The sequence below is a fragment of the Catenulispora pinisilvae genome, from assembly GCF_015356865.1.
Taxonomy (GTDB): Bacteria; Actinomycetota; Actinomycetes; order Streptomycetales; family Catenulisporaceae; genus Catenulispora; species Catenulispora pinisilvae.
Genome location: NZ_JAAFZA010000040.1, coordinates 1 through 20977, shown reverse-complemented (window position 1 = coordinate 20977; position 20977 = coordinate 1). Strand labels below are relative to the sequence as shown.

General features: G+C 71.1%; 20 protein-coding genes and 1 tRNA gene. 10 read left to right on the top strand and 11 right to left on the bottom strand.

Annotation, left to right across the window (positions count from 1 at the left end; genetic code table 11):
• Nucleotides 1-3: 3 nt before the first annotated feature.
• The 3 genes from IZR01_RS13750 to orn all read right to left on the bottom strand — a co-directional run bounded on the left by IZR01_RS13750 (nucleotide 4) and on the right by orn (nucleotide 2261).
• The gene (locus IZR01_RS13750; protein ID WP_194924040.1) at nucleotides 4-1326 is read right to left on the bottom strand and encodes a (Fe-S)-binding protein; all 1323 of its coding nucleotides are present in this window, start codon (nucleotides 1324-1326) and stop codon (nucleotides 4-6) included.
• An 87-nt stretch (nucleotides 1327-1413) separates the two neighbouring features.
• Nucleotides 1414-1488, bottom strand: a tRNA-His gene (locus IZR01_RS13745).
• Between the two features lie 128 nt (nucleotides 1489-1616).
• Complete coding sequence (gene orn, locus IZR01_RS13740) at nucleotides 1617-2261, bottom strand: oligoribonuclease (protein WP_194895498.1); 645 nt, start codon at nucleotides 2259-2261, stop codon at nucleotides 1617-1619.
• Nucleotides 2262-2410: 149 nt separating this feature from the next.
• On the opposite strand from orn, the gene IZR01_RS13735 reads away from it, so the two are divergent.
• The gene (locus IZR01_RS13735; RefSeq protein WP_194895497.1) at nucleotides 2411-2785 is read left to right on the top strand and encodes a cupin domain-containing protein; all 375 of its coding nucleotides are present in this window, start codon (nucleotides 2411-2413) and stop codon (nucleotides 2783-2785) included.
• A 227-nt stretch (nucleotides 2786-3012) separates the two neighbouring features.
• On the opposite strand, the gene IZR01_RS13730 is transcribed toward IZR01_RS13735, so the two are convergent.
• Entirely contained in the window at nucleotides 3013-4044 is a 1032-nt protein-coding gene (locus IZR01_RS13730; protein WP_194895496.1) for a GlxA family transcriptional regulator, read from the bottom strand.
• A 290-nt stretch (nucleotides 4045-4334) separates the two neighbouring features.
• Between IZR01_RS13730 and IZR01_RS13725 the strand changes: the two genes are divergently transcribed.
• From IZR01_RS13725 to IZR01_RS13715, 3 genes are all read left to right on the top strand, one after another.
• A complete protein-coding gene (locus IZR01_RS13725) occupies nucleotides 4335-5837 on the top strand; it encodes an FAD-linked oxidase C-terminal domain-containing protein (RefSeq protein WP_194924039.1) in 1503 nt (500 codons plus the stop codon).
• The gene (locus IZR01_RS13720; protein WP_194924038.1) at nucleotides 5831-7087 is read left to right on the top strand and encodes an FAD-binding oxidoreductase; all 1257 of its coding nucleotides are present in this window, start codon (nucleotides 5831-5833) and stop codon (nucleotides 7085-7087) included. Before IZR01_RS13725 ends, IZR01_RS13720 begins: the two co-directional genes overlap by 7 nt.
• 264 nt (nucleotides 7088-7351) lie before the next feature.
• On the top strand, nucleotides 7352-7900 hold the full coding sequence (locus tag IZR01_RS13715; protein ID WP_194895493.1) for a glyoxalase superfamily protein: 549 nt from the start codon (nucleotides 7352-7354) through the stop codon (nucleotides 7898-7900).
• A 21-nt stretch (nucleotides 7901-7921) separates the two neighbouring features.
• Here the strand turns inward: IZR01_RS13715 and IZR01_RS13710 are convergent, their stop codons facing one another.
• Complete coding sequence (locus tag IZR01_RS13710; RefSeq protein WP_194924037.1) at nucleotides 7922-9460, bottom strand: FAD-dependent monooxygenase; 1539 nt, start codon at nucleotides 9458-9460, stop codon at nucleotides 7922-7924.
• Between the two features lie 69 nt (nucleotides 9461-9529).
• On the opposite strand from IZR01_RS13710, the gene IZR01_RS13705 reads away from it, so the two are divergent.
• Nucleotides 9530-10150 (top strand): TetR/AcrR family transcriptional regulator C-terminal domain-containing protein, encoded by a 621-nt coding sequence (locus IZR01_RS13705; protein ID WP_194924036.1) that lies wholly within the window; start codon nucleotides 9530-9532, stop codon nucleotides 10148-10150.
• A gap of 182 nt (nucleotides 10151-10332) precedes the next feature.
• On the opposite strand, the gene IZR01_RS13700 is transcribed toward IZR01_RS13705, so the two are convergent.
• From IZR01_RS13700 to IZR01_RS50470, 3 genes are all read right to left on the bottom strand, one after another.
• A complete protein-coding gene (locus tag IZR01_RS13700; protein WP_194895490.1) occupies nucleotides 10333-10803 on the bottom strand; it encodes a DUF6114 domain-containing protein in 471 nt (156 codons plus the stop codon).
• A gap of 3 nt (nucleotides 10804-10806) precedes the next feature.
• Complete coding sequence (locus IZR01_RS13695) at nucleotides 10807-11421, bottom strand: DUF6230 family protein (RefSeq protein WP_194924035.1); 615 nt, start codon at nucleotides 11419-11421, stop codon at nucleotides 10807-10809.
• A 167-nt stretch (nucleotides 11422-11588) separates the two neighbouring features.
• Complete coding sequence (locus tag IZR01_RS50470; protein WP_228559396.1) at nucleotides 11589-12524, bottom strand: TetR/AcrR family transcriptional regulator; 936 nt, start codon at nucleotides 12522-12524, stop codon at nucleotides 11589-11591.
• 236 nt (nucleotides 12525-12760) lie between these two features.
• Between IZR01_RS50470 and IZR01_RS13685 the strand changes: the two genes are divergently transcribed.
• Together IZR01_RS13685 and IZR01_RS13680 are read left to right on the top strand one after the other, a co-directional pair.
• Nucleotides 12761-13642, top strand: coding sequence for a hypothetical protein (locus tag IZR01_RS13685; protein WP_228554886.1), 882 nt, complete (start codon nucleotides 12761-12763; stop codon nucleotides 13640-13642).
• A gap of 7 nt (nucleotides 13643-13649) precedes the next feature.
• Nucleotides 13650-14303, top strand: a complete 654-nt coding sequence (locus tag IZR01_RS13680) for a Tat pathway signal sequence domain protein (protein WP_194924034.1) — start codon at nucleotides 13650-13652, stop codon at nucleotides 14301-14303.
• A gap of 99 nt (nucleotides 14304-14402) precedes the next feature.
• Here IZR01_RS13680 and IZR01_RS13675 read toward each other — a convergent pair whose 3' ends face one another.
• Nucleotides 14403-15530, bottom strand: coding sequence for a phosphotransferase family protein (locus tag IZR01_RS13675; RefSeq protein ID WP_194924033.1), 1128 nt, complete (start codon nucleotides 15528-15530; stop codon nucleotides 14403-14405).
• Between the two features lie 104 nt (nucleotides 15531-15634).
• On the bottom strand, nucleotides 15635-16936 hold the full coding sequence (locus tag IZR01_RS13670; protein ID WP_194924032.1) for an adenosylmethionine--8-amino-7-oxononanoate transaminase: 1302 nt from the start codon (nucleotides 16934-16936) through the stop codon (nucleotides 15635-15637).
• Nucleotides 16937-17136: 200 nt separating this feature from the next.
• Between IZR01_RS13670 and IZR01_RS13665 the strand changes: the two genes are divergently transcribed.
• The 3 genes from IZR01_RS13665 to IZR01_RS13655 all read left to right on the top strand — a co-directional run bounded on the left by IZR01_RS13665 (nucleotide 17137) and on the right by IZR01_RS13655 (nucleotide 20103).
• Nucleotides 17137-18327, top strand: coding sequence for a L,D-transpeptidase (locus tag IZR01_RS13665; RefSeq protein ID WP_194895484.1), 1191 nt, complete (start codon nucleotides 17137-17139; stop codon nucleotides 18325-18327).
• A 147-nt stretch (nucleotides 18328-18474) separates the two neighbouring features.
• Entirely contained in the window at nucleotides 18475-19599 is a 1125-nt protein-coding gene (locus tag IZR01_RS13660) for an aldo/keto reductase (RefSeq protein ID WP_194895504.1), read from the top strand.
• Nucleotides 19600-19803: 204 nt separating this feature from the next.
• The gene (locus IZR01_RS13655; RefSeq protein WP_194895483.1) at nucleotides 19804-20103 is read left to right on the top strand and encodes a DUF2218 domain-containing protein; all 300 of its coding nucleotides are present in this window, start codon (nucleotides 19804-19806) and stop codon (nucleotides 20101-20103) included.
• 33 nt (nucleotides 20104-20136) lie between these two features.
• Here IZR01_RS13655 and IZR01_RS13650 read toward each other — a convergent pair.
• Nucleotides 20137-20977 (bottom strand): epimerase (locus IZR01_RS13650; protein ID WP_194924031.1); only part of this gene is annotated, 841 nt, incomplete at its 5' end.

Genomic DNA, 20977 nt, shown 5'->3' with positions numbered 1-20977 from the left:
GGGTCATGAACCGGTGCGCCGCCGCCGCGGATTGAGCGTCAGCCCCCTGATCGAGGCGTCGATGATCTCGATCGGATGCACCACCGGCGTGGCGTCCCCGAGATACCGCTGGATCTGCAACAGGCAGCCGGGGTTCCCGGTGGCCACCAGATCAGGGTTCGTGGCCCGGATCCGCTCGGCCTTGCGGCGTCCCAGCTCCTCGGCCGCCTCCGGCCGGACCAGGTTGTGGACGCCCGCCGAACCGCAGCAGAACGCCGCCTCGGCCGGCTCGGCCACCTCAAGCCCCGGCACGTCGCCGAGCAGCTTGCGCGGCTGCGCCCGGACGCCCTGGCCGTGCGCCAGGTGGCAGGCGTCGTGGTAGGCGACGCGGGCCCGGACCGGGTGCCGCTCGGCGATCGGATCGAGGTCGGCCAGGACTTCGGAGACGTCGCGGACCTTCGCCGCGAACTCCGCGGCCGGTTCGGCGTACTCGGGGTCGTCGGCCAGCAGTTCGCCGTACTGCTTCAAAGTGGAGCCGCAGCCGGCGACGTTGACCACCACCGCGTCCAGGTCGCTCAGCGGCACCGCGGTGGGCTGCGCCGGCTGCCGGAAGGAGTCGATGAGGTTGCGCGCGTAGCGCTTGGCCTCCTCGTCCCGGCCGGCGTGCAGCGACAGCGCGCCGCAGCAGCCCTGGTCGGGCACCACCACCCGGCAGCCCTCGGCCCGCAGCACCCGCGCGGTCGCGGCGTTGACGTCGCCGAAGAACACCCGTTGCACGCACCCTGCGACCAGGCCCACGGTGCGGCGCGGTTCCCCGTCCGGCAAGGTGCTGACCGGCAGCGAACTCCACGCCTTGCGCAGCGTGGTGGCCGGCATCAGCGCCTCCATGGCGGCCAGCTTCGGGAAGCGCCGCAGAAGTCCACTGGAACGGACCAGCGCCGCACCACCCGTCCGGCGGTACGCCACCGCGCCCACCGCCGCCACCCGCAGCCGGGCCGGGTGCGGGAACAGCCCGAAGACGAGTTCCCGGAAGGCGCGGTCGCCGCGGTGTTCGGCGTACGCCTGCTCCACCTCCGGCCGGAACTCCTCGATGATCCGGTCGTACTGGACGCCGGAGGGGCAGGCGCTGACGCAGGACAGGCAGCCCAGACAGGAGTCGATGTGCTCGGCCACCGCGTCGTCGAGTTCGGCCTGGCCTTCGAGCACCTGGCGCATCAGATGGATGCGGCCGCGCGGGGAGTCGTTCTCGTCACCGGTGAGCGCGTAGGTGGGACACGCCGGGAGGCAGAACCCGCAGTGGACGCACTTCGCGGTCAGGTCGTCCAGGTTCTCGCCGTACTCGCCCATGGCGGGCAGTGTACTGAGCGGAAGATCGCAGTAAAGACGAAAGCGGCCCCTGTTCTCGCTTGACGAGATCAGAGACCGCTCCATGGAGGGTGAGCGACGGGGCTCGAACCCGCGACAACTGGGATCACAACCCAGGACTCTACCAACTGAGCTACGCCCACCATGTTGCCCACGTCGCAGAACTCCCGTTCCCGGGGGCCCGCGCCGCGCTGGCACCGCCAAGCATACATGGATCCGGCGGTGCTCCGCACGACCCTTTCCGCCGGGCCCGGCGGTGCCCGATCGCGAGGTCAGGCGCCGGTAGCGCCCTGGTCGCGGGCCGCGGCCTGCTCGGCCTCGATCCGTCCGGCCAGCGTCCGCGCGGTCTCCGAGTCCGGGCCGGGATGCGGGACGAAGATCGCGTCCCGGTAGTAGCGCAGCTCGGCGATCGAGTCGCGGATGTCGCCCAGCGCGCGGTGGTTGCCGGTCTTCTTCGGGGCGTTGAAGTAGACCCGCGGGTACCAGCGGCGGGCCAGTTCCTTGATCGAGGAGACGTCCACGATCCGGTAGTGCAGGTGCTGTTCGAGCTCGGGCATGTCCCGGGCCAGGAAGCCGCGGTCGGTGCCGACCGAGTTGCCGGCCAGCTGCGCCTTGCCGGCCTCCGGCACGTGTTCGCGGACGTAGGCCAGGACCCGCTCCTGGGCCTGGGCCATCGGGATGCCACCGGAGAGCTCCTCCAGCAGGCCCGAGGCGGTGTGCATCTCCCGCACCACGTCCACCATGCCGGCCAGCAGGCCCGGCAGGTCCTGCGCCGGTGGCGCGACCACCACGTCGATCCCGTCGCCCAGGACGTTCAGCTCGGAGTCCGTGACCAGCACGGCCACCTCGATCAGGGCGTCCTTGTCCAGGTCGAGCCCGGTCATCTCGCAGTCGATCCACACCAGCCTGTCACTCATGGGGATCCACCCTAGTGGGGACGTGCGGGGACGGCCGAGGCAGCCCGGCCCGGGCAGATGGACAACCCGGTTGGCGATCTGGGCGGCCGGGCTCTAGGCTGGAGATCGACAACCACGTTGACCATTAGCGACACCCCCCGGAGGCTGCCATGTCCTTGTCCACCCTCGCCGACGCCCCGCACTTCGCCCGCGACGGCTTCACCTTCCGGCCGCTGGCCGTCCCCTCGCGGGGCAGCAGCGAACTCGCCGTCTGGGCCCTGGACCTGGAGCCCGGCGTGAGCAGCGAGACCCACAGCATGGACCGCGAGGAGGTGTTCATCGTGATCAGCGGCACCGTCTCGGCCACCGTGGCCGACCGCGAGGTGACCGCCGGCCCGGGCGACGCGGTCATCGTCCCGCCGCACGCGACCTTGCAGATCCGCAACGCCAGCGGGCGGGAACCGGCCCGGCTCACGGCCGCGACCTCGGTCGGGATGAAGGCCATCGTCGGCGGCGCGTCGTTCACGCCGCCGTGGGCCCAGTAGCCGGCCGACAGACGGCCGACAGATAGCTCTCGGAGCAGGCTGTATGCAGTAGGCAATAGCCGGGAGCCAGCAGCCGGAGCCGGTAGCCGGTAGCCGGACAGCGCGGCGGCTCGGGCGCCGCCGCCACCTGTCGACAGCCGGGGCCACGCCGTATTGGCGCGACCCGGCCGTGGCTGTCGGCGCAGGGTTGATCGTCGCTCGCTCGGATCAGGGACCGGGCGAGCGTCTCAGCCCTCGCGGCCCTCCCGGCCGCCTCTGGCCCGAGAGGCCAGGTAGGCCTCGCGGTAGCGGGCCGGCTGGGTCCCCAGCACCCGCAGGAAGTTGGCGCGCATCGCCGGGCCCGAGGCGAAGCCCGAGCGCCGGGCCACCTCGTCCACCGGCAGGTCGGTGGACTCCAGGATGCGCTGCGCCGCGATCACCCGCTGGGAGTTCACCCAGCGCAGCGGCGTGGTGCCGGTGACCTCCAGGAAGCGGCGGTCGAAAGTGCGGCGGGACATCGCCGAGTGCTTGGCGAACTCATCGACGTCGAAGGGTTCGGCCAGGTGGTCCAGGGCCCAGGCCATGGCATCGCCGATCGGCGTGCCGGCGCCGAGTTCGCTGGGCAGGTGCCGGTCGAAGTAGGCGGCCTGGCCGCTGCGCCGGCCGGGGCCGATCACCAGGCGGCGGGCCAGCGCGCTGGCCGCCTCGGCGCCGTGGTCCATCCGGACCAGGTACAGACACAGATCCAGGCCGGCCGCGGCGCCGGCCCCGGTGACCACGTCGCCGTGGTCGATCTGCATCGAGCGGGCGTCCACCTTCACCCGGCGGTGGTGGCGGGCCAGGGCCGGCGCGTACATCCAGTGCGTGGTGGCCCCGCGGCCGTCCAGGACGCCGGCCGCGGCGAGCACGAAGACCCCAGAGTCGAACGCGGCCAGCCGCGCGCCCTCCTTGTGGGCCTTGCGCACCGCGGCCAGCGCGGGTTCTGGAGGGCGCTCCCCCGGCGCCCGCCAGGCCGGCACGATCACCGTCCCGGCCTGGTCGGCGCCGGACAGGCCGAACGGCGTGGAGATCCGCAGCGACCCGGTGGTGGCCAGCGGTCCGGCCTCGCCGGCGCAGACGAGTAACCGGTAGTACGGCAGGCCCATGACGCGCCGGTCGACGCCGAACACCGAGATCGGAATCGAGGACTCGAACAAGGGGGCGTCCCGGAACAGCAGGACGGCGACGGTACCCCGGTCGCGCGTGGGGGCCAGGCGCGGGCGGGGGGCAGTCAGTGTCATTCGGCGGGCTGACCTCTCTGGTCCAGATGGATCGTCGGAACGAGCCATTTTCCTTTGTACGCAAAGGGAATTGCGACTTGGATCGGAAGCCGTGCCGGGCCGGTGATTATCAGAACACATACATGAAGGGGCCACAGGTGTCCACCCGGCGGCCGCTTCCGGCCGTACCCCTCACAGCTGGCGCATGGTGGTGATCTGTGCTGACCTACTAATAATCTGTGGTGATCTACTACAGGATCGGCCATGGGGACACACCCAGCGCGGGGGACGGCGGAAAGGGGGCACGGCGCGTGGAACTTCAGGCCGCCACGGATCGGCGGCGGGCGCTGGAGGCGGTCCTGCGGGACGTGATCGCCGAGTGCGGTCCGAGCCTGCGGGTGCTCTCCGGGCAGGCCGAACGCCGAGCGTACGAGACCGACGCGCTCACCGCGCACCGCGTGTTGCCCGGTCTGGTCCTGCTTCCGGCCGACCGCTCCCAAGTCGCCCCGATCGTCCGGGCGTGTCTGCGGCACGGCGTCCCGTACGTCGCCCGCGGCGCCGGCACCGGACTGTCCGGCGGCGCGCTGCCGGCCGAATCCGGCGTCGTCATAGCCCTGGCGAAGCTCAACCGGATACTTGATGTGGATCCGGACCGATTGGTGGCGATCGTGGAGCCGGGCGCGACCAACCTGTCCATCAGCGCGGTCGCCGGCGAGTTCGGGCTCTACTACGCCCCGGACCCCTCCTCTCAGGTGGTCTGCACGATCGGCGGCAACGTCGCGGAGAACTCCGGCGGCGCGCACTGCCTGAAGTACGGCTTCACCTCGCACCACGTCCTGGCGGTGGAGACCGTGCTGCCGGACGGCACCGTCGCGGTGCTCGGCTCGGACGACATCGAAGCCCCCTGCTACGACGCCCCCGGCTACGACCTGCGCGGCGTGTTCGTCGGCGCCGAGGGGACCTGCGGCGTCGCCACCCGGATCGCGGTGCGGCTGCTGCGCAAGCCGGAAGCGGTGCGCACGCTGGTCGCGGACTTCCCGGACGTGCCCTCGGCCTGCGAGACGGTCAGCGCGGTGATCGCCGCCGGAATCGTGCCGGCCGCCATCGAGATGATGGACAACCTGGCGATCCGGGCCTGTGAGGACGCCGTGCACGCCGGCTACGACCGTGAGGCCGCGGCCTCGCTGATCATCGAGCTCGACGGCCACGGCGAGGAGTGCGCGGAGCTGTTCGACCAAGTCAGCGCCCTGTGTTCGGAGCACGCCTGCACCCGGCTGCGGATCGCCGCTGACGAGGCGGAGCGGGCCGCGATCTGGGCCGGGCGCAAGGCGGCGTTCGCCGCGATGGGGCGGCTTTCCCCGGAATTCCTGTTGCAGGACGGCGTCGTGCCGCGGACCCGGCTGGCCGAGGCGCTGGCCGGGATCGCCGACCTGTCGGCGGCCGCCGGGTTGCGTGTTGCCAATGTCTTCCACGCCGGCGACGGCAACCTGCATCCGCTGGTTCTGTACCGGGAAGCCGACGGCCAGGGACCGGCCGCCGAGAAGCTGGCGGCCGACATCGCCGAGCTGTGCGTGGCGCTCGGCGGCTCGCTGTCCGGCGAGCACGGGATCGGCGTGGACAAGGCCTGCTCGATGCCCAAGATGTTCTCCCCCGCGGATCTGACGGCCATGGACCGTCTGCGCGCCGCGTTCGACCCGTCAGGGCTGTGCAATCCCGGCAAGGTGTTCCCGACTCCCGCGTTGTGCGGCGAGGCCAGGGCCGGGGCTTATCAGCCACACCCGCTTGAAGAGACCGGAAAGATCCAGAGATGGTAGGCGCCCCCTCCTCCGCTTCCACCCCCGACGGGAAGCCCGCCCCGAACGGGACTTCGCCGGCTGACGGCGCCGCGGCGGCGTCCGAACCGCCGGCCAGCCCGCGCTCGATCACGCCGACCACGGTGAAGGACCTGCGCGACGCCGTCTCCACGGTCGGCGCGGTCCTGATCCGCGGTACCGGGACGGCGACCACCTGGGGCGCGCCGGTGCGCGACGCCCGCACCACGGTCTCGCTGGCCGGTATGGACCGCGTGCTGGACCACCGGCCGGCCGACATGACCGTGCACGTCCAGGGCGGGATCCGGCTGGACGTGTTGCAGGCCGAACTGGCCGAGCACGGGCAGTGGCTGCCCTACGACCCGGCGCGCTCGGAGGCGACCATCGGCGGGCTGCTGGCCACCGGCGACGCCGGACCCCGCCGCCTGGCCTACGGCTCGCTGCGGGAGCTGGTGATCGGCGCGACGATGGTGTTCCCGGACGGCGCGATCGCCAAGAGCGGCGGGCACGTCATCAAGAACGTGGCAGGCTACGACCTGGCGAAGCTGTGCCACGGCTCGCTGGGCACGCTGGGCGTCGTCGCAGAGCTCGTATTACGGGTGCACCCGCTCCCGGCGACCTCCCGCACGGTGATGGTCCGCGACGTCGACACCGCGTCGGCGCAGCGTCTCACCTGGGCCCTGACCAGGTCGGCGATCGAGCCGAGCGCGGTGGAGTGGTGCGAGCCGGAGCAGGTGCTGGCGGTGCGCTTCGACGGCACGGCCGACGGCGCGGCGGCGCGCGCGGCGGCGGCCCGGTCCATGCTCACCGGCAGCCTGGCCGAACTCGACGCCGGCGAGGCGCACAGCTTCTGGGAGTCGCACGCGGCGCGGGTCGTCGCCGAGCCCGGCGACACCGTGATGCGCGCCGCCACCCGGCCCGGCATCGATCCCGGACTGGTCGGCGCGCTGTCCGCGTGGGCCGACCGGGCCGGGGTCAAGGCGCTGCTGACGTGCAGCCCGGCCACCGGGGCGTACACCGTGCGGGTCACCGGCTCGGACGCCAAGGCGCACGCGGAGCTGGTGAAGAACTGGCGCGCGTCGGTCGAGGCCGTGGGCGGCTTCGTGATGCTGCGCCGGCGGCGGCCCGGCGTGGACGCGATGGTGGAGTCGTGGGGGCGCGCGCCGGGCAGCGTGGAGGTGATGCGGCGGGTGAAGGGGAACTTCGATCCGGAGAACCGGTTCGCGCCGGGACGGTTCGCGCCTTGGTTCTGAGGCGGCGCAATGGTTCTGGGGCGGCGGGTTGGTCCTGAGGGCAGCGGGTTGGTTCCGGGCGGCGCCTTGGTTCCGCGGCGGCGGGGTGCTTTGGTTCCGCGGCACCGGGGTCTACCATCGGTACCGGCTTGGTGCAGCCCGCCGCTCGCGCCCTTCGGGGTTCGGTGAATGCATCAGAGGACCTTCGGCATCCGCACTTCCTGATCGCGGCGCCGGCCGACAACGCGGGCATCGGCAGGATGGGCCGCGTGGAAGGCTGACGCTATGGCGTCCATCGAAGCAGACCGGGCCAAGGCCCTGGCCAAAATCCTGCGGGAGGAACTGGCGGTGGCGGGGTTCGACATCCCGCACAGCCTCGCCCTGGAGGTGGTCTCCCACCAGGTCGGCGCGAAGGACTGGAACGTGCTCGCCGCCCTGCTCGGGCAGTCGGGAAAGGCCGCGCCGCCCGAGATCAGCCCGGGGATCCCGGTGTTCCGGGTGCTGTCCGTCGAGGCGGCGCTGCCGTTCTACCTTGATTTCCTGGGGTTCACGCTGGACTGGGAGCACCGGTTCGAGCCCGGAACGCCGCTGTATGTGCAGGTGTCCCGGTCCGAGGCCGTGCTCCACCTGTCTGAGCACCACGGCGACGGCAGCCCGAACGGGGTGGCGTGGATCCCGGTCGCCGACGTCTTCAGTCTGCACGCGGAGGTGCTGGCCCGGCCGAACGCGCCGGTGCGGCCGGGCCTGGAGCGGAACGCGCCGGGCGGGCCGACGTTCAGCGTCATCGATCCTTATGGCAACATCCTGAGGTTCGCGCAGCCTTCGGCGGCGTAGGCGGCCGAAGGCTGCGCGAATTCATTCGCCTTCCGCGGGGCCGAACCAGCGTCCGAGTACTTCGGTGAGCGGCTGCTCCGACTCCGCGGTCCAGGCGATGAACCCGTCCGGGCGGACCAGCACCGCCCGCGACGGGGCTTCGGCACTGGTGCCGCCGCCGGTGCCGGTGCCCACTGTCACTTCGACGCGGTCGCCCCATTCGGCGGCGGTCTTGATCCACAGTGCAACGTCAGGCGTCTCCTGCTCGTTACCGACGAACAGCTGCCCGCGACCGGAGCGCAGCCGTTCGGCCAGGCGCACCGGGCCGTCGAGCGTGTCGAGCCGCAGGTCCGGGCAGAACCGGCCGACGGCGTCCAGGTCGGAACCCACGTCATAGCGCAGGTCGTCGCCGCCCATCATGTCGGTGAGCCAGCGGTTGGCGTCGTCGTGCGCCAGGAGCTTGGCGAAGATGCCGCGCAGCGCGTCGGCGTGCGGGCCCGGGCGCATGAGCGCGACCTGGGCGCGGGTGTTGTCCAGGACCCGCGCGGCGACCGGGTGGCGCTCGGCGGTGTAGGTGTCGAGCAGGCTGTCCGGGGCCTGGCCGCGCGCCACCAGGGCCAGCTTCCAGCCCAGGTTCATCGCGTCGCCCAGGCCCAGGTTCAGGCCCTGGCCACCGAAGGGCGAGTGGACGTGCGCGGCGTCCCCGGCCAGCAGGACGCGGCCGTCGCGGTAGGTGTCGGCCTGGCGGGCGTTGTCGGTGAAGCGGGTCACGGTGGTGATCGCCTTGACGCTGACCTGCGTGCCGCTGATCCGGCGCAGGGCGGTCTGCAACTCCTCCGGGGTGACCGGGGCGTCGCGGTCGGCCGGCGGGCCGTCGAAGCCGACCAGCAGCAACCGGCCCGGGTTCGGGCCGTTCACCACCATGCCGTGTTCGCGGCGGTTCCAGCCGAGCGGGACGAAGTCCGGGTCATCGAGCTCTGCGATGGCCTGGTAGCCGGTGATGATGCCGTCGGTGCCGGGGAAGGTGAACGCGCCGCCCTTGCGGACCAGCGAGCGGCCGCCGTCGGCGCCGATCAGCCAGTCGGCGCGGAGTTCGTAGGGTTCGGCCTCAGCGCCGGCCTGGGCCTGCGGGCCGGGTTCGGACCCGGCCACCCGCAGCGTCACGCCGTCAGAGTCCTGATCCCATGCCAGGACCCGGTGCCCGCGCCGGACGTCGACGCCGAGTTCGGCCGCGCGCTCGTTCAGCACCTCCTCCAGCGCCTGCTGTGCCACCGGCAGCACGGGCTCGCCGCCATAGCTGCCCTCCCGGAGCACGAACATCCCGGAGAAATGCCCACGGATTCCGTGCTCCCGCATCAGGTTCTGGAAGGCCAGCAACCGCTCCCCGCCGGCCTCGCGCACCCGGTCGGCCAGCCCGCGCCGGTCGAGGGCGTCCACGCCCCGGCCCTGGATCGCTCCGGCCTTGATGGTGGGGTCGATATCCGGGCGGCGCTCCAGCACCACCGCCTCGATGCCATAAAGCCGCAGCTCACACGCGGCCATCAGACCCACCGGACCGCCCCCGACGATGACGATACGCATCGTCCACCTCCTTAACAGTGTTAAGTGCTTCGCGACCCAGCATCTCCTGAACACTGTTAAGCTGTCAAGGTGAAACTGGAGCGCCAAGCGATCATCGACACGGCGATCGCATTACTGGACGAGGTCGGCCTGGACAAGCTGTCCATGCGCCGGCTGGCCAAGGAGTTCGACGTCCAGGCGCCGGCGCTCTACTGGCACTTCAAGAACAAGCAGGAGCTCCTGGACCACATGCTGGTCGCGATGAGCCCCGCCGAACTCCGGGTCCCGCGCCCCGGCCAGGCCTGGGACGACTGGCTCATCGAACGCTCCCGGCTCCAGTACGGAAGGCTGATCAGACACCGCGACGGCGCCCGCCTGGCAGCGCAGACCAAGCCCACCGAGGACCTGTTCCCGGGGCTGGAATCAATGCTCGAAGCGCTGGGCGCCGCCGGCTTCGCACCGGAAGAGGCGCTGCGCGGCCTGCTGGCCATCAGCAGCTACATCACCGGCTCCGCGCTGGAGCGCGAAGGGGCACGGGGCCACGCCGCCGAGGCCGAACCAGCGGAACAGCCTGACGGGATGCCGGACATGTCGCAGTACCCGAACCTGGTAGCCGCGGTCGGCGCCGCACGCGATCCCGACGCGGTATTCGATTACGGCCTGAACGCCATCGTCGCCGGTATGCGCGCCGAGCTGGAGAAGCGCGGGTAGAAGCGCGGGTAATGGACGGGCCGGCGGGCTGGACACCGGTCAGGTCGCCAGCGATGCGACCAAGTTCGGAATCGCGACGGCAGCATGCATCGCCCGCGCCGCCCCGATCGGCAGCGCGGCGCGCGGGGCACTCAGAGGTGCAGAACCGTCTGGAGTGCGGGACCGTCAGGAGTGCGGGACCGTCAGGCGGTCGGCAACCCTTCGGGTTCCTTCTCCTGCACCGGCGCCGACTCTTCCTCAGGTTGCTGCGATTCGGCCCAGCCGAAGGCCAGCGAGGCGCCGGTCATCGCCAGCAGCATGCCGATGATGAAGCCGCCGAGGTTGCTGGTCATCCAGCTGGCGACGGCGAACAGCAGGGAGAGCACCGAGTAGAAGGTGCGGTGCGGCGGGTCGAAGATCAGGCTCAGGCCCAGGATCACCAGCAGGACCGGGACGAGATAGCCGCCCAGGCCGTACAGGCCCATGTGCATCGTGTCCTTCAATGACGCGCGATACAGCGCCAGGATCTCCCCGCCGCCGAGGGTCACCAACAGTCCGCCCCAGAAGGGCCGGGTGCGACGCCAATGCCGGAAGGCACGGCGCACCCCGCGCCGTTCCTCGGGGGCCGGGGCCTCCGGGAAGACGAGGGGCGCGCCTTCTTCGTGCTCTGTCACCGCTCAGCAGCCCTTACTCTGGAAGGACATGTCCAGGCCCGGCAGCGAGAACGTCGACGCGGTGGTCGCGTAGCTGTCCTGCCGGACGTTGTCGATGTCCACCGTGTCGGCCTGCTGCCCGAAGGTGTACTTGTTGCCCACCACCTGGTCCTCGCTCAGGTTGGACGCGTCCCGGCCGATCTGGATGTTCTGGAAGGTGGCGTCACCGGAAAGGTCGGTGGAGTCCAGGATCAGGTTGGTGGCGTGCACCGGGGTGCCCTTGTTGCCGGCCCGGATCACCAGGTTGATCCCGACCAGGTTGACGCTCTGGCACAGGTTGGTGATCGTCGCGTCGCCGATCACCGAGGTCATCACCACGGCCTGGCCGTTGGAGCTCTTCAGCCAGGGGTTCTTGCTGTCCAGGGCGTTGTCGAGCCCGCCGAACTGCTCGAAGTTCTGTCCGTGCAGGTGGTCCGCGGTCACCACGAACGGCATGCCGGAGATCGCGAACTGGACGCCGAGCGCGCCCTGCGCGGTCGCCATCACGAGCCCGCCCGTGACGGCCAGCGCGGCTATCCCGGGTATCGCGGCACGGCGGTAGCGGACCTTGCCCTCCGCCTTGCCGGGTTTGGTCGCCATTCGGCTCCTTCCATTCCTGTCACCAGGCGTTCGTGAAAGGCCGGCGCGGTCGGAGGAGATCAACCAGCACCGGCACAGCTGGATGTGACATGGATCACCCGACACAGGGTGACTGGCCGGTAACATACTCTCAGGGTTTTGAATCGGTCAACCGTTCGGACGCTGATTCACTCACCGGCGACACCGGCATCGGCCTGCGTCGGGACACACGGCGCCACCGAACGGGGATGATCGGCGGACGCCGCCTTCGCCGCCTGCGCCGCGCTCTGCGGTCCGGCGAACGGCGCGACCACGAAGTAGACCAGCCCCGGCAGCAGTTCCGGCAGTTCGGCGATGCGGCCGCCGGCGATGTACCGGTACAGCGTCCCGTAGGCGCCGGAGACCACGCTGTTCACCACCTCCCCTCGGGGCACGCCGTCCGGGACCGACGGCGCCAGGGCGAAGAAGGACTCGAAGTCACGCAGCCGTTCGGCGCGCGCCTGCCGCCCGGCCGGGCCCACGGCGTCGATCTCGACGATCGCCGCGGTGGCGAACGCCGGGACGCTGCTGAGCACGTCGAGCAGGACGGCGAGCACCGAGCAGGTGGCCCGGGCCCAGGTCTCGATGTCGGCCTCGATGTCGGCCTCGGGGGCGTCGTCGGCCTCGTCGGCGCCGGCGTCGGTTCCGGCCGGCGGGCACGGCGCGTCGCAGTCGGCGGGCGCGTGCGCCGTCCCGACCGTCACGGCCGGCTGCCCCGTCTTGCCCGTCCTGCCCGCCTCAGCGGCCTGACGCGCCTCCGCGGCATCGTAGAAAGCCTGCCGCAGCATGGCGAACAGCACGTCGGTCCCGTGCCGGTAGGCGGCCAGGAAGGCCCCCTGTTTGCTTTCGAAGTGCTCGTAGAACGCCGGCCGCGTGACGCCGGAAGCCCGGCAGATGTCGCTCACCGAGGCGTTGGCGTATCCGCGTTCGGCGACGGTGCGCACCAGGCCGTCATAGAGCCGGTCCCGTTGCGTGGCCGCCACTTGCTCGCGCGGCACCCGGCTGGGCCCGCGTTTGATCGCCCGCTGCGGATCGCGCGGGGAGCGCGCGCCGGGCAGCGGGGCCAGAACGGTAGAAACACCCATCTTCTCCCCCGGGGACTTGACTGGCGAACCCTGCGGAGTTACAACTCCCACGAGTTTTGTTACCGGCCGGTATCAGTGTGTGATCCAGATTCGGATCACCAGCAGCGTTCTTCTGGGCTCAACAGGCGTCATCGCGACGCAGTCCCCGCACCATCTGACATCCCCGCTGACGAGGGAGCGTGAACATGGCTTTTCCCGGCCTGTTCCACCGGTTCCGAAAACGTACACTCTGCGCGATGGCTGCCGCCCTGGCGCTGGTCGCGGTCACCGCCTCACCGGCTTCCGCGGCCACCAGCCAGCCTTCAGGCCTGTATACGGGTATGGGCACTTGTCCCACCTCCAGTACCCAGATGCAGGATCCTAATCAGGCCATCGTGGGCTGCGTCGTGGCCACGATAGGCGGTGGCGGGTTCACCGTGGGTTCCACCCAGGTGAACTTCACCTCACCGATGACCGTCGCCTTCGGCGCCACCTGGGCCAAGGGCGGCCCGACCGTCACCTTCCCGGACAAGACCACGGCGACGCTGTTCTCCACGGTCGCACCGACCGACGGCGACGAGCTCCAGTCCAGTCCGCTGGACGTGCCGATCCCCGGCCTGTCCAACTTCTGGCCCGGGGTGACCAGTGCCATCGTCCTGATCGAGCCGGCCGGCCCGATCACGGACTTCGCCCCGCTGTCCGCCGGCGAGAACTACCCGCTGTTCCAGCTGCCGATCAAGCTGCATCTGCTGAACGCGTTCCTCGGCCTGGACTGCTACGTCGGCTCCGACAGCACGCCGATCATGCTGGATCCGACGTCCGGCACCACCAGCCCGCCGCCGCCGAACCAGCCGGTCAAGGGCAGCACCGGCGCCATCTCGATCAAGGCCGACCCGAACGGTTTCAAGTCCACGGTGGTCGGTTTCGCCGGCGCGACCATGGTCGACAACGCCCTGCCCGTCCCGGGCGCCAGCGGCTGCGGCCTGTTCGACTCCGCGGACTGGATCGTGAACCTGCTGTTCGGCCTGCCCTCGGCGGCCGGCCACAACGCGATCACCCTGTCCTCGGTCACCACCACGCTCGCCGTCGACTCCAGCGACAGCGACCTGACCAACGCCATCAACGCCAGCAGAAAGTGAATCCGTCATGCGTATCCGTACCCTCGCCCTGACCGCCTTCGCCGTCTCCGGCCTCGTCATCGGCGCGGCCGGCCAGGCCGGCGCCGCCACCGGCGGCGTGCTGACCGTCGGCAGCGCCGGCGGCACCAACGTCAACGTCGGCGACGTCCTGACCGGCCCGATCAGCAGCGACTTCCTGTTCACCACCAGCAGCGGCACCATCGACTGCAGCACCGGAGCGTTCTCGGCCAGCGCCACCGCCAACGGCTCGGCCCCCGGGACCGCCACCGAGAGCATCACCCAGCTGCACGCCGACCCGGCGAACTGCAGCTCGACGATCGGCGGCACCACCAGCGTGGTCAGCGTCGAGCTCAACGGCGACGCCACCGGCATCGTGACCGACGGCGCCAGCCCGACCCTGGCGGTCACCGGCCTGGACGAGCAGGTCACCCTGGGCACCATCCTGGGCGGCAACGTGACCTGTGACTACGGCAACAACGCCAGCGGCGACGCCGCGATCAACGGCAGCCTGACCAACGGCAACAACGGCATCAGCTTCGCCACCCAGAACGTCGCCCTGCTCAGCGGCTCCGGCCTGTGCCCGAGTTCCGGGACGTTCGCCGGGGCGGTGGGGCCGATCACCGACACCACGCAGAGCGCCGGGCTGGTCTTCGTCAACTAGCCTGACAACGGTTCGCAGAACCCAATACTCTGCAACCGCCCCACAAGCGGCAGGGGCCCGGTCGGGCTCCGGGCTCCTCCGCTTCCTCCGGCACGCCGGCTACCTGGTCCGATCCAGGTAGCGGCGGCCGGCCTCGACCAGCGAGGGCACCGCCGTGCCGGCCTTCTCGAAGCCCTCGCCCAGGGTCAGGCCGTGCTCGTGCCGGTAGTGGATGCCCTCCAGGATCACCGCGAGCTTGTAGTGACTGAAGGCTACGTACCAGTCCAGGTCGTCGACGATCAGCCCGGTCGCGGCCTGGTAGCGCTCGATGAGGTCGCGGCTGTTCAGGAAGCCCTCGTGGTTGGTCAGGCCGCCGCCGCTGGCGGTCAGGATGCCCTTCGGCGGGTGGCCCGGGTCCTCCCAGTAGGTCAGGAGCAGGCCGAGGTCGGCCAGCGGGTCGCCGAGGGTGGACATCTCCCAGTCGAAGACCGCGGCCACGCGGATTTCGGCGGTGTCGGCGCTACTACCGGCGCCGGCACCGTCGGCGTTGCCGCCGGCCCCGGCATCGTCAGTGCCGCCGGACAACCGCACCATCACGTTGTCCAGCCGGTAGTCGCCGTGCAGGATCGTCGAGCGCTGAGTCACCGGAACCGCCGCGCGCAGCCCGTCGCCGAGCTCGAACAGGCCCCTGATCTCACGGCTCTGTGACGCCGCGTACTGCCGGTCCCACCGGTCCAGCTGCCGGTGCAGGTACCCTTCCGGCCGACCGAAATCGGCCAGGCCGACCGCCGCCGGGTCCACGGCGTGCAGCGCGGCCAGCACGTCCACCAGGCTCTCGGCCGCCGACCGGCGCTGCGCCACGCTGAGCGCCGCGCACTGCGCCCGCGTCCGCAGCACCACGCCCTGGACCTTCTCCATCACGTAGAACGGCGCACCGATCACGTCCGGATCTTCGCAGAGCACGTATGCCCGCGCGACCGGCACGGTCCCGGCCAACGCCGAGATCACCCGGAACTCACGCCGCATGTCGTGCGCCGTGGGCAGCACGTGCCCCAGCGGCGGCCGGCGCAGCACCCAGGCACGGCCGTCGGCGTCGCGCAGTTCGTAGGTGAGATTGGAAAGACCGCCGGCGATCAGCTCGGCGGTCAACGGGGGCCGGGCCCCCAACTCCGGGGCCTTGGCGGCGAGGAAATCAGCGACGGCGGCCGGGTCGAGCCCGGCCAAGGCGGGCGCGGCGGGGTCAGTCACGCTTCGAAAGGTATGGCCTAACGATCCATCGCGGAAGAGGTCAAGATTGCGGACGGACCCCGGCATCCGCACCGACGCTGACAGGCGATGACCAAGGGCGGGATCTAGGCCGCGGAGCCGGCCCCCGAAGCCCGAGCCGCCGCCACCAGCGCCGCTGCGATCCGCTCGACGTCCTCCTCAGGCGTCACATAAGGCGGCATCACATACAGCAGCTTCCCGAAGGGCCGGATCCACACCCCCTCGTCCATCGCCGCCTTGGTCGCCGTCCGCATATCGGTCGGCTGCTCCATCTCGATCACGCCGATCGCGCCCAGCACCCGCACATCCGCCACGCCGGGCAGCTCCCGCGCCGGCTCCAGATGCGCGGTCAGCAGCTTCTCGATCCCGGCCACCTGCGCGCGCCACGTCCCGTCGAGCAGCAGCCCGGTGGAGGCGTAGGCGACCGCGCACGCCAGCGGGTTCGCCATGAACGTCGGTCCGTGCATCAGCACCGGGGCCTCGCCGCTGGAGATCCCGTGCGCGACGCCGGTGGTGCACAGCACCGCGGCCATCGTCAGGTAGCCGCCGGTCATGGCCTTGCCGACGGTCATGATGTCCGGGGCGAGGCCGGCGTGGTCGGCGGCGAACAGCTCGCCGGTGCGGCCGAAGCCGGTGGCGATCTCGTCGAAGACCAGGAGCAGGCCGTGTTCGTCGCAGATGGCGCGGAGCACCTTGAGGACTTCGGGGTCGTAGAAGTGCATGCCGCCGGCGCCCTGGACGACCGGTTCGACGATGATCGCGGCCAGCGTGTCGGCGTGCCGGGCGGCCAGATCCGCCAGGTGCGCGGCGTACTCCTCGGTGAGGGTGGCCGGCGGGCGGTCGGCGAAGACATGCCGGGGCAGGACGTCGGCCCACAGCTGGTGCATGCTGCCGGCCGGGTCGGTGACGGCCATCGCGCCGAAGGTGTCGCCGTGGTAGCCGCCGCGGACGGTCATCAGCCGGGTGCGGGCGGCGTGGCCCTGGGAGCGCTGGTATTGCAGGCACATCTTGATCGCGACCTCGACCGAGACCGAGCCGGAGTCGGCGAAGAAGACGTGCGCCAGCCCGGCCGGGGCCAGGGCGGTCAGCCGCTCGGCCAGGCGGACGGCCGGGGCGTGGGTGAGGCCGCCGAACATGACGTGCGCCATGGAGTCCAGCTGGTCGCGGGCCGCCTGGTCCAGGACCGGGTGCCGGTAGCCGTGGATCGCCGACCACCAGGAGGCCATGCCGTCGATGAGTTCGCGGCCGTCGGCCAGACGGATGCGGACGCCGTCGGCGCCGACCACCGGGAACGGCTCGACCGTGGAGGGCATCGGGGCGTAGGGGTGCCAGACCGTGTCCCGGTCCGCGCTCGCCAGTTCCGGGGTCCACTTATTCACGTCGCTCACCCCGGAATGAAACCACTTTCCCCCACCCGGCTCCCACCGCCGCCCGACATGGAGGCGCTGCGCGTCGCTGTTCAAACATCCGGGGGACAACTCAGCGCGCCTTCCGCCGTTCGGCTCATCGATCGGCATATATGAGGAGGAAGCGGCGCACATGTATCGGTATGCACCGCTCATCCGCCACGAACCTGAGGAAGACCAGAGTGCGCACCGGGACCCCGCGCCACCCCCGCCGGACCCTCGGCGTCGCCGCCGTCGCCACGTTGCTCGGCGGCGCTCTAGGCTCGGCCGCGGTGCCGGGCACCGCGAACGCCACCGTGCAACCGGTGGCCACGCCGATCCCCCTGACCAGCGTGCCGACCGACGGCGCCACGGGCATCCGGACCGAGGTCCCGGTGAGCGTGACGGCGCAGTCCGGGGAGCGGCTGGCCGACGTGACGCTGGCCGCCCCGGACGGCGCCGCGATCCCGGGATCGCTGAACCCCGACGGCACGGTGTGGACCGCCGACGACCATCTGCGCACCCACACCCACTACACGCTGACGGCGACCGGCGTCGCGGCCGACGGCACGCAGGTGACCCGGTCCTCGACCTTCACCACCTTCGCCCCGGGCGCCGAGGAGCAGCTGAAGTTCCAGACCACCGAGCCGCAGAACGGCGACACGGTCGGCGTCGGCATGCCGATCCTGGTCCAGTTCACGCACCCGGTGACCGACCGCGCCGCGGTGGAGAAGGCGCTGGTCGTGCAGACCACGCCGGCCCAGGCCGGGCACTGGAGTTGGCTGTCGGACTCCCGGCTGGACTGGCGCCCGGAGAGCTACTGGCAGCCCGGCACCAAAGTCCAGGTGTCGCTGAACCTGGACGGCGTGCCGGCCGGGGCCGGGAAGTACGGCGGCAACGACACCTCGTTCGGCTTCACCGTCGGCCGCAGGCAGGTGTCGGTGGTGGACCTGTCCAAGCACGAGATGACGGTCTACCAGAACGGCAGCGCGATCCGCTCGATGCCGGTGACCGGCGGCATGCCCGGTGACGACACCTGGGGCGGGACCATGGCGGTCATCGACAAGAACGCGTCGATGACGATGACGTCGCAGTCGGTCGGCTTCGGCGACGCCTACGACATCCCGAACGTGCGCTACGCGATCCACCTGACGTATTCGGGCACCTACATCCACGCCGCGCCGTGGTCGGTCGGGTCTCAGGGCTATGCGAACGTCAGCCACGGCTGCGTGGGCCTGTCGCTGGACCGGGCGGCCTGGATGTTCCAGAACACCATCCCCGGGGACCTGGTGCAGGTGGAGAACTCGCCGAAGACGGTCGCCCCGGGCAACGGGTACGGGGACTGGCAGGAGAACTGGAACCAGTGGCTCAGCGGGAGCGCGGTGAAGTCTTAGGACTTCGCCGCGGCCCCGCGGGGGTCGCGGGGCTGCGGGGTCGCAAGATCGCACGGCCGCAAGGTCGCACGGCCGCAGGGTCGCCCGTCCGGCCGGGCTCCGCTTGACCTGGAGTCAACTCCAGGTCGTAGCGTCCCGGCCATGACGATGAACTACCGCGTCCTCGGTGCCACCGGCATCGAAGTGAGCACCTACGCCCTCGGCGCCATGATGTTCGGCCAGATCGGCAACCCCGACCACGCCGACGGCGAGCGGATCATCCACGCCGCCCTGGATGCCGGCATCAACTTCGTGGACACCGCGGACATGTACTCCGCCGGGGAGTCCGAAGAGATCGTCGGCAAGGCCCTGAAGGGCCGCCGCGACGACATCGTGCTGGCCACCAAGGTCCACTTCTCGCTCGACGACCAGCGCAACCACGGCGGCAACTCCCGGCGCTACATCACCCGCGCCGTCGAGGACAGCCTGCGGCGTCTCCAGACGGACTGGATCGACCTGTACCAGGTCCACCGCCCGGACCCGACGACGGACATCGAGGAGACCCTGGGCGTCCTGACCGACCTGGTCCGGGCCGGCAAGATCCGGAACTTCGGCTGCTCCACGTTCCCGGCCGAGCAGATCGTCGAGGCCTGGCACGTGGCCGAACGCCGCGGCCTGATGAAATTCCGCACCGAGCAGCCGCCCTACTCGATCCTCACGCGGAACATCGAGCAAGCGGTCCTGCCCACCGCCCAGCGGCTGAACATGGGCGTCCTCACCTGGAGCCCGCTGGCCTGGGGCTTCCTGAGCGGCAAGTTCCGCCGCGGCCAGGACGTGGACTACAGCGTCGGCCGCGCGGCCCTGCGTTCCGACCGCTTCGACCCCTCGCTGCCGGCCAACGCCGCGAAGTACGACGCGGTCGAGGAGCTGTTCAAGCTCGCCGAAGAGGCCGGCGTCACCCTGCCGCAGCTGGCGACCGCCTTCCCGCTGGCGCACCCGGGCGTGACCTCGGTGATCATCGGCCCCCGCACGATGGAACAGCTGGAATCCTCCCTGGCCGGCCAGGAACTGACCCTGGACGACGCGATCCTGGACCGCATCGACGAGATCGTGCCGCCCGGCACCGACCTGGCGTGGGTGGCGGAGGGCGGCGGCTGGCTGCCGCCGGCGCTGAGCCAGCCGCGACTGCGGCGGCGGGCGGCGGACGATCGGGCGGCGGCTTCGGCGGCTTCGGCTGATGACGAGGCTTCAGCTGATGGCGAGGAGGGTGCGGGGGACGACGCGGGGAAGTGAGGGGCGCGGCCTGGATGCGGGGCGCGGCCCGGATGTGAGGCGCGGCCTGGATGTGGCGCGGGGGTGCGACTCCGGTGCAGCAGCGCGCGGCGCGGGTTCGGGGCGCGGCTTGAGTCCCGGGGCGCGGCTCAAGTCCGGCGCACAACCGACGTGCCCCGGCTCGCGCGAAGGGCGGGTGCGGGGCAGCGCGGCGATAATCGGCACATGATCGAATCCGTCGCGAATGTCCCCACCGAGCGCCCCGAGCGCTACCTGAAGCAGCTCCTGGCGCACCTGGGCCGCGAGGTCGACGCCGAGCAGGCGGAGGACGGCCGCTCCGGCGCCCTGACCTTCTGCTCGGGCAATTGCACCCTGACGGCGCAATCCGGCGCCCTGTACATGAAGGCGCAGGCCGACGACATCGAACGCCTCGCCGCGGTCGAGAACGTCGTGGCGCGGCATCTGGTCCGCTTCGGGGAGAAGGACGAGTTGGTGGTGGAGTGGTCGGCGGCCGCGCAGGTGTAGCCGATTGCGGCGACGGCAGTCAGCACTCCCCGGTCAGCGCTCCCGGCCGGCACGCGTGCGGCGCACCAGATCCCGCGCCGCGCCGTGCCAGGCGGGGTAGCCGAACCGGAAGCCCGCGTCCGGGAGTCGGCCGGGGATGACTCGGCGGCTCTTGAGCAGCAACTCGGTGTCGGAGCGCAGTGCGAACGCGCCGATCGCGGCCATCTGCTTAGTCGCCGGGAGTCCGATCGGCATGCCCCACGCTTGCCGAAGCGCGCGCATAAAGCTGCGCTGAGGCAGCGGTCCGGGAGCGGCCAGATTGACGGCGCCGCTGAGCTCGGGGTGGGCGATCAGGAAGTTCAGGGCGGCCACGAAGTCCTGGTCGTGGATCCACGACACGTACTGCCGTCCGCCGGCGACGGAGCCGCCAAGCCCGAGGCGTGCCAGCCAGGACAGGTAGTCGAAGATGCCGGCGTGCGACGGGCTCATCACCATCGCCGAGCGGAGCGCGACCTTGCGGGTGTGCGGGGTGTCGGCCTCGGCTTGTTCGCGTTCCCAGTTCTTGGCGATCTCGACGCTGTAGGCCCAGTACGCCGGCACCCCCGCCTCGCCGCCGCCGATGACACCGCGCTCGTCGTGCGGCGGGCCGAAGGTGTGGGCGTAGATCGTGGCGGTGCTGGCCTGGAGCCAGAGGCGCGGGGGCTGCTCGGCACGGCTTATCGCCTGGCCGACCACGCGGGCCGACCGGACCCGCGAGTCCATCATCTCCCGCAGGTTCGCCCGCGTGTAGCGGCAGCTGACGCTGCGGCCGGCCAGGTTCACGACGACATCGCACCCGTCGATCTCCCCCGCCCACGCCCCCAGCGTCCGCCCGTCCCAACGCACCTCGTTAGCC

Bases quoted from the DNA above. Each gene is read 5' to 3' on its own strand.
- IZR01_RS13710 (WP_194924037.1), bottom strand. From the start codon at position 9,460: ATGCGTATCGTCATCGTCGGGGGCGGTCCGGTGGGTCTGATGGCCGCG.
- IZR01_RS13750 (WP_194924040.1), bottom strand. From the start codon at position 1,326: ATGGGCGAGTACGGCGAGAACCTGGACGACCTGACCGCGAAGTGCGTC.
- IZR01_RS13715 (WP_194895493.1), top strand. From the start codon at position 7,352: ATGGCGTCCATCGAAGCAGACCGGGCCAAGGCCCTGGCCAAAATCCTG.
- orn (WP_194895498.1), bottom strand. From the start codon at position 2,261: ATGAGTGACAGGCTGGTGTGGATCGACTGCGAGATGACCGGGCTCGAC.
- IZR01_RS13655 (WP_194895483.1), top strand. From the start codon at position 19,804: ATGATCGAATCCGTCGCGAATGTCCCCACCGAGCGCCCCGAGCGCTAC.
- IZR01_RS50470 (WP_228559396.1), bottom strand. From the start codon at position 12,524: ATGGGTGTTTCTACCGTTCTGGCCCCGCTGCCCGGCGCGCGCTCCCCG.
- IZR01_RS13685 (WP_228554886.1), top strand. From the start codon at position 12,761: ATGGCTGCCGCCCTGGCGCTGGTCGCGGTCACCGCCTCACCGGCTTCC.
- IZR01_RS13695 (WP_194924035.1), bottom strand. From the start codon at position 11,421: ATGGCGACCAAACCCGGCAAGGCGGAGGGCAAGGTCCGCTACCGCCGT.
- IZR01_RS13660 (WP_194895504.1), top strand. From the start codon at position 18,475: ATGAACTACCGCGTCCTCGGTGCCACCGGCATCGAAGTGAGCACCTAC.
- IZR01_RS13735 (WP_194895497.1), top strand. From the start codon at position 2,411: ATGTCCTTGTCCACCCTCGCCGACGCCCCGCACTTCGCCCGCGACGGC.
- IZR01_RS13730 (WP_194895496.1), bottom strand. From the start codon at position 4,044: ATGACACTGACTGCCCCCCGCCCGCGCCTGGCCCCCACGCGCGACCGG.
- IZR01_RS13680 (WP_194924034.1), top strand. From the start codon at position 13,650: ATGCGTATCCGTACCCTCGCCCTGACCGCCTTCGCCGTCTCCGGCCTC.
- IZR01_RS13720 (WP_194924038.1), top strand. From the start codon at position 5,831: ATGGTAGGCGCCCCCTCCTCCGCTTCCACCCCCGACGGGAAGCCCGCC.